This window comes from Chamaesiphon polymorphus CCALA 037 (genome assembly GCF_003003845.1).
Classification (GTDB): Bacteria; Cyanobacteriota; Cyanobacteriia; order Cyanobacteriales; family Chamaesiphonaceae; genus Chamaesiphon; species Chamaesiphon polymorphus.
In genome coordinates this window covers 1-6,763 of the sequence record NZ_PVWO01000328.1, presented here as the reverse complement: position 1 = coordinate 6,763, position 6,763 = coordinate 1, and the positions used below count along the sequence as shown (strand labels likewise).

Here is a 6,763-nt window from a genome sequence, read left to right as displayed (position 1 = left end):
ACAGATCGACCCTTGTGCAGGGGAGTTTGAGGGGCGGCACCCTGCCCCTCAACGGGGGGTCTGGGGGGAGCCTCCCCAAGATCCGGGTTCTTTAGCGCCATCAACCTCAAACTAATTACTAGTCCAAGAATGGCCTCCACGGGAAATCTTTAACTCGAACTGACGTTAACTAGTTACTAGAGCGGCCAATAACTGGAAGTCGTCCCTGGTGTTATAACTATCTCGATCGCTTAGAAGCGGATATTAGCACCTACAGTAACGCTAGTATTCGCATTATTGCTGTTAAAAGGAATTGCTACCGAACCTAACAAAGAAAAGCTTTCATCAACATTGAAATCTGCACCAACTTGGGCAAAACCATTAGTCGTAGTATTCGAGTTACCTGTTTGGAAACCAACACCAACACCGATAAATGGAGTAAACGCGATCTGTGATTGACGCAGATCCCAGTCATAAGTCACACTCGTACCAAACTGCGTACCACCAGAGGGGAAAAGTACATAAGGACGGAGAGAGATATTATCCGCAATACCTAGTTTACTGTCGATACCAAAGACAGTTTGTCCGCCGCCAAAAGTAACTGCGGGGCCGATATAATTGTTACCGAGACCGCCAGCTACTGCCGCTTCAGGGGCTTGAGTGAGTGCTGTGACGATACAAGTAGCCGCGATCGCGAATAGGGGTAAAAGCTTTTTCATAATACAATAATAATTGTTGCAATTATCAAACTTGACGCCGTTCTTTAGAATTTAGTTCCATACGAACAGAATTTTTCTATATTTTTAGTATTTTCCGAGATCGATATCTCCATATAATGACTCCACACCTTACTCCTGAAGTCCGTCAGATCGTCGAGCGCGTCCTCCAACTCGAACGAGACAGACTCGATCGCAAAAAGAATTCGCCGATTAATGATGATATTCTCAAGATCGTTAAAGAGGTAGTTACATGAAACTGACTGCCATTCGGCTGTGTAACTTCCGCCAATTTTATGGCGAAACGCCAGAAGTGCGTCTGGCTACCGATAACGATCGCAACACCACCATCGTTCATGGCAATAATGGTGCGGGTAAAACCACCCTCCTCAATGCGTTTACCTGGGTACTCTACGAAAAATTTACCGCCGCCTTTGCCGAATCTCAGCAACTAGTCAATAAGCGCGCCATCGCCGAAGCCGAGATCGGTACCGCAGTCGATACATGGGTAGAAGTCGCCTGGGAGCACGATGGCAAACGTTACCGCGCCAAACGGATGTGTCGCGCCTACAAGCAGCAAGACACAGTTAATATCGTCAACAACGAATTACTCTATTTATATATCGGCGATGCCGATGGTAAATGGCTGCACCCCCAACAACCGCCAGACGAAATCATCGGCAGAATTTTACCCGCCAGCCTCCACCAGTATTTCTTTTTCGACGGCGAGCGCATCGAGCAAATCGTCCGTCAGGATAAACGACTGGAAATCGCTGAAGCTACCAAAATTCTCCTCGGTGTAGAAGTCTTAAATCGATCGATTAAACATTTAGGTGAGGCTAAAAAAACACTCGAAACCGAACTAGCTCAAATTGGCGATACCGCAACTAAAGATTTACTCAGATCTCAACAACAATGCCAGCAAGAGATCGATAACATTGAATCTCGGCAAGCGGAAATCGATCGCGAAATTGCTAATTTTCACCAGATCGAGCGCGAGATTAATAACTATCTCCTCGAACTCACCGCCGCTACAGCCATCCAACAGCAACGACAAGAATTAGAAAGTACTAAAGCGATCCACCAAACTCAACTTCGTCAAGCACAGACAGCGATTAAGCAATTAATCTCTACTCAAGCATATACCGTTTTACTACCAAATCTCACTCAAGAATTCCAACATCTCGTTGCCGAGCTACGCGATCGCGGCGAACTCAATCAAGGGATATCGCGAGAATTTATCGCTCGACTGATTCAGCATCAGAATTGCTTGTGCGGCGCAGAATTACACCCTGATACCCCCGCATATTTACAGATTCAAACCTGGCTGTCTCGCGCCAGTATTGCGGTCATTGAAGAGACAACCATGCGGTTAATAACCCAAGTCGAAGATCTTCAGACTAAAGGCGATGAGTTTTGGCAAGCGATCGATCTCCAACAGCAAATTGTCACTACGGCTAGGTCGGAAATCAGCCAACTAGAAATTCAGATCGATCGACTCGAAACTCAACTACGTCAAGATACTAATATTGAAATTAGCAATCTGCAAAAAAGACTCGACGATATCGAAATTAAAGTTCGCGATCTCATTCTCACTCAAGGTCAAAACAAACAACAGATCGTTCATCTCGAAGGCCAAGTTCAATCGCTAGCCAAACAAATTACCAAACAACAAGCTAACCAAGATCGCCAAAGTTTAGCCCAACGTCGCCTCCAAGCTACCCGATCGGCAATTGAAGAATTAATCGTCATGCGCGATCGCCAAGAGCAACAATTTCGGATCGAACTCGAACGCCAAGTCCAAAGAATTTTTCAAACTATTTCGGTCACTCCATATCTACCCAAAATTACCGAAAAATACGAACTTATCTTAGTCGAAAATACTAGAGGTGTCGAAACTATCGTTGCTGCCTCTACTGGCGAAAATCAGATCCTCAGCCTCTCATTTATCGGCGGAATTATCGATCGCGTGCGCGAATGGAGCGAACAAAAACTCCTCGCCGTCCCCCAAAGCAATACCTTCCCAATCGTTATGGATTCGCCGTTTGGCAGTCTCGATCGGATCTCGCGCCGCCAAATTGCCCAGATCTTACCCCAACTAGCCAGCCAACTAGTCGTCCTAGTTACCAAAACTCAATGGCGCGATGAAGTCGAAACCGAAATGCAGTCAAAAATTGGCAAGCAATATGTGTTAACTTACTATACTTCTAAGTTAGATTCGCCCGAAGACTACCTAGAGATCGATCGCCAACGCTATCCTCTAATTCAGCACAGCCCTAACGATTTTGACTACACCGAGATCGTTGAAATTGTTTGAGATTAGCTATTGTAATTTTCAATTTAAGTAGATATTAAGTAGGTGTATGCAATTTTTCATAAAATAGATTATGCCTAAGATCTAGATGCTGGGCAGTGCTTACTATATGGCAAATATCTAACAGCCTAATTATCAATTATCAATTATCAATTATCAATTACCCATGGATCGTCAAAAAATACTAGACTTACTCGCTGAAGATCGATCGCTAGATGTAGATTTTAATCTCCATATTTTCGATAACCTCCCCTCAACCAATGATAAAATATCTCAATTGATAGATCGAGAAAATGCGAAATCGGGCACGATTGTTATTGCCAAAGCCCAAACAGCCGGACGCGGACAACAAGGGAAAAAATGGGAATCAGAGCCAGGTGGATTGTATCTATCGCTAGCAATTTCTCCAGATCTGCCAGCCACAAATGTACATCAATTAACAGTCGGAATTGTTTGGGGGATTGCGCATCAATTAAGACAAAAGGATATACCTGTCTCAATCAAATGGCCTAACGATTTGATGTTATCCGATCGAAAATTGGGGGGAATTTTAACCCAGACCAAGGTATCGCAAGGCAAAATTTATCAAGCAATAGTGGGAGTGGGAATTAATTATGCCAATCCAGTTGGAGCGAACGCTATAAATTTGGTACCAAATAATGACGATCGGCCAAATTACCGAAATTTCTCGATCGAGATGTTAACAAGCTGTACCATTAGGGGAATCATAAGCGGGTACAAACGTTGCACTCCAGCAACGATCGACAGTTTACTGTTGGACTATCTGGAACTACTTCATGCCCGTGGACGCTCGACGATCGTCAATGGTAAGTTAGGAACCGTTTTGGGAATCTCACCACAAGGCGAATTACGAATCGGTTTTGCAAATACCACAGAGGTAATTGAAACTTATTTTGCACCAGGTACCTTCACCTTGGGCTACGAGGGTTAGTAACTTTAGACATCTGCAAACTTAACCAGTTTTGTTTTGCGATGCTGAAGCGGATGAATAGTTCTGAACAATGACTGCGTTAAATTAAAAATTAATTATGACCAGCAAGGCAGAAAAAATATCGCATCACTCACGCAAACAGCCTCGGTTGAGTATCTTCTTCCGAAATCCCCTACTGCTAAAGATTGTGGCTTGGCTCGGCAGCCTCAGCTTTATCGGTAGTACTGGCATCGTTTGGGCGGATCTAAAACCAATATCTACATCACAAACAGAAGCACAAGCACTCATCCAAGCATCGGCATCGATCGCCAAAAAGACAACAAAATCGGCAGAGCGAGAGATATTTGGCCCCGATCTACCAACGGCTCCTAAGCCCTCAGTAGATCCGATCTCTCCAGCACAACTACCAAATCGGGAAGTCCCTCTGGCTGTTACCCCTGGTTCGGCAGCCATCTCCCCCACTGGCACGATCGTCCGTCCCAAGCATACCGATCTACTCACCGCAGATAACTACACCGTCGGCGTCAATGGCTCGGCATTAGCCCAATCGGGCACGATCGCGTCTATCGATATTCCCGTTCCAGCTCCCTTGAGCGACAAGATTCCCAATCGTAATAGCGAAAGAGTTACCTCTACTAGTAGTCAGATCCAACCCCGCCTGCAACCCTCACAGTTGCCGATCTCTCGCTCCGTACCGATCGTCAATAACCAGTCTCCAGCTAGTTTGCCACAATCAGCTCCGGGTTATCGAACAGTTCCAGAAGTCACTGCGTTACCGACACTCAAACCGACATCCGTCAGTATACAGAGAACTAATTCTTATACTCAAAATCCACGCGCGATCGCCGCAGAGCTTAACTCTACAGTCGTCAAGCCGATGACTCCGCCTGTCGCCAGCAGGTCGAACGCAGATCTTAAATCGGCCACTCCTACAGCTTCCGTTCCCATCCGCGTAGAAGCCTCAAGTATCAAAGCCTTGGATATTTCAGTTTCCACACCACGCACTCAAAGGATCGAAGTCCAGCCTGTCGCCCAACTCCCCAAATTAACTGGCACGAAAGTGGTGCCAGTAGTCCCCGCAATCCCCAGCGTTCGTCCGGCTGGATCTATTGCCCAATCGGCAACTGAGACTTTCACCGAAAATCAGTCGAATCTCGCTGGCGGGGAATTTATTTATCCGCTCGCTAGCCCAGCTCCCACTACTTCGGGCTTTGGTTGGCGCACGCATCCCATTACTGGGAGTCGTCGCTTCCATTCGGGAGTAGACATCGGAGCACCGATGGGCGCGCCTGTAGTGGCTTCCGGTTCGGGAACGATCGTATCGGCTGGTTGGCTCGGCGGTTATGGCAAAACAGTTGTCATTCAACACAACGGCATTCAGCAGACTCTCTACGGCCACCTTTCAGAAATTTTTGTCCAACCAGGACAAAGAATCGAACAAGGTACCGTCATCGGTCGCGTCGGCAGTACTGGTAACTCAACTGGCCCGCACTTGCACTTTGAAGCACGAGTTTCCACGACCGATGGTTGGGTTGCAGTCGATCCTGGTGAAGATATCAAGTATGCCTTGGATAATCTCCGTCGCTCGATGCCATTCGCTCAAAGCGAGTTCGAGCGAGGAGTCAACTAACCGACCTATTTTCGGTCGTTGCCGCACCTAGACGATCGTCGAAGCAAGCTAATCTCAGAACGGTACTTTTTGTGCCGATTTATAGTTCGATCGGGTTGGTATTTACTCACTCAACCAAAGTCATTGCTGCAATCTGCGATTGCAGCGAGATAGCGAGCTATAGCCTACTTTATTTAGGTACCGATACTAATTTTAAACGCTCGTTTTTGAATACTAGTAAAAGTTAATAAAAAGATCTCGATCGAACCTAGATCGAGATCTTTTTTTGACAAGTTAATATCGTTAGTCTATATGGGTATATTAATTGATATGTCACAGTAGCAGCGATTCCTTCGCCGTAGATGTTACCGTGCAGCGATGATTATATATAAATTAAATTTAGTCCCATTGGGCAATAAAGTGGCATGTTACTCAAGTCACAGGACGTCAGTTATTGTCAACTCGTCCGTCAGTTTGGCACGACATCAGAAATTGTCAGCGGGGTTAACTATCAGGGCAATCTATTCGTGCGTGGTAATACTTATCCCGTACATCAACGTCAGCTAGCAATTACCGAAATGCGTCGCAGTTACCTCGATCCAGAACCCGCAGTAGCTTGTCTGTTAGTGGAAGATGGCGATATTGCGACAATTTGGTATGAAGATCGCTACATACTTAAAATCGTCGAAGATGCTTGGGATATAGTTAAATATCTAAATCTCGCTCAACTAGTCAACGATATGCGATCGCCACAAGGTGTAACGATCGAAAATCGATCCCAAAGTTTTCGCCTCCCCTATCTCCGCTGTTTTATCGGTCGCGAAGCCGTAGATTGGATGTCTGCTAGACTCTCGCTCGATCGTCAACAAGCCGTCGCACTCGGACAAAGATTGATCGATGACAACTGGCTCAAAAATTTATCCGATCGACAACCGTTTTTAGATGCCGATCTTTTTTATCAGTTTTGTATGGACAAGTAAATTAATTGAGAATTGAGAATTGAGAATTGATAACGAAGACGTAGGTTGGGTAGCGGCTGCAAAATAAGCACAGCGTAACGCGTTGGCGTTGGCTTAGCCTGACGTAGACATAGCTTCGACTTTGGCGACAAAGATGTCTTTCAGGAAAAGGTAATTATCAATTATCAATTATCAATTATTTATTTACCCTTTCCAATTTGCCCAGTCTTGGGG

Annotated in this window: 6 protein-coding genes; 5 read left to right on the top strand and 1 reads right to left on the bottom strand. The window is 45.6% G+C overall.

What is annotated here, in order from left to right; genetic code table 11:
* Nucleotides 1-230: 230 nt before the first annotated feature.
* Nucleotides 231-698: a hypothetical protein gene (locus C7B77_RS20620; RefSeq protein WP_106309205.1), complete on the bottom strand. Its 468-nt coding sequence runs from the start codon at nt 696-698 to the stop codon at nt 231-233.
* A gap of 116 nt (nt 699-814) precedes the next feature.
* Between C7B77_RS20620 and C7B77_RS30225 the strand changes: the two genes are divergently transcribed.
* The 5 genes from C7B77_RS30225 (at nt 815) to C7B77_RS20600 (ending at nt 6,550) form a co-directional block, all read left to right on the top strand.
* Nucleotides 815-952, top strand: coding sequence for a hypothetical protein (locus C7B77_RS30225; protein ID WP_181243943.1), 138 nt, complete (start codon nt 815-817; stop codon nt 950-952).
* The gene (locus tag C7B77_RS20615; protein ID WP_106309202.1) at nt 949-3,012 is read left to right on the top strand and encodes an AAA family ATPase; all 2,064 of its coding nucleotides are present in this window, start codon (nt 949-951) and stop codon (nt 3,010-3,012) included. The genes C7B77_RS30225 and C7B77_RS20615 overlap by 4 nt, the downstream gene beginning before the upstream one ends.
* A 163-nt stretch (nt 3,013-3,175) precedes the next feature.
* Nucleotides 3,176-3,961 carry a biotin--[acetyl-CoA-carboxylase] ligase gene (locus C7B77_RS20610; RefSeq protein WP_106309199.1) on the top strand — a complete coding sequence of 262 codons (786 nt, stop codon included), beginning with the start codon at nt 3,176-3,178 and terminating at the stop codon, nt 3,959-3,961.
* A 97-nt stretch (nt 3,962-4,058) separates the two neighbouring features.
* Complete coding sequence (locus tag C7B77_RS31160; protein WP_106309196.1) at nt 4,059-5,591, top strand: peptidoglycan DD-metalloendopeptidase family protein; 1,533 nt, start codon at nt 4,059-4,061, stop codon at nt 5,589-5,591.
* 404 nt (nt 5,592-5,995) lie between these two features.
* Nucleotides 5,996-6,550, top strand: coding sequence for a DEP domain-containing protein (locus tag C7B77_RS20600; RefSeq protein ID WP_106309193.1), 555 nt, complete (start codon nt 5,996-5,998; stop codon nt 6,548-6,550).
* The last annotated feature ends 213 nt before the right edge of the window (nt 6,551-6,763 follow it).

Coding starts and splice junctions, on each gene's coding strand:
- C7B77_RS20610 (WP_106309199.1), top strand. CDS start 3,176: ATGGATCGTCAAAAAATACTAGACTTACTCGCTGAAGATCGATCGCTA.
- C7B77_RS20615 (WP_106309202.1), top strand. CDS start 949: ATGAAACTGACTGCCATTCGGCTGTGTAACTTCCGCCAATTTTATGGC.
- C7B77_RS31160 (WP_106309196.1), top strand. CDS start 4,059: ATGACCAGCAAGGCAGAAAAAATATCGCATCACTCACGCAAACAGCCT.
- C7B77_RS20620 (WP_106309205.1), bottom strand. CDS start 698: ATGAAAAAGCTTTTACCCCTATTCGCGATCGCGGCTACTTGTATCGTC.
- C7B77_RS30225 (WP_181243943.1), top strand. CDS start 815: ATGACTCCACACCTTACTCCTGAAGTCCGTCAGATCGTCGAGCGCGTC.
- C7B77_RS20600 (WP_106309193.1), top strand. CDS start 5,996: ATGTTACTCAAGTCACAGGACGTCAGTTATTGTCAACTCGTCCGTCAG.